This is a genomic window from Pseudomonas sp. PME37.24/025 (assembly GCF_055556615.1).
This window is the reverse complement of record NZ_JBVHNK010000494.1, coordinates 1-233: the sequence shown is the minus strand read 5'-3', so window position 1 is coordinate 233 and position 233 is coordinate 1. Positions and strand designations below refer to the sequence as shown.

Below are 233 nucleotides of genomic sequence, written 5' to 3'. Positions count from 1 at the left end.
ACAGCCACCGCGAATGTCGCCGAAGGCGAAACCGTGGTCTACACCGCGTCCGTCAGCGCCCCGGTCACCGGTTCGCCGGTGGTTGTGACCCTGTCGAACGGTCAAATCATCACCATCCCGATCGGCGAAACCACCGGCAGCGTGAACTTTGTCGCACCAAACAGCCCGCTGGCGGGCGGCAGCTCCCTGAGCGTCAAAATTGACGGCGCTACCGGCGGCAACTACGAGAAGCT

1 protein-coding gene is annotated in these 233 nt (G+C 63.5%); it reads left to right on the top strand.

Translation table 11 applies throughout. The annotated features are described in order from the left end of the window. The coding region (locus ACZ3HH_RS31205) for an immunoglobulin-like domain-containing protein (RefSeq protein ID WP_465810607.1) at positions 1–233 on the top strand (233 nt) is incomplete at both ends.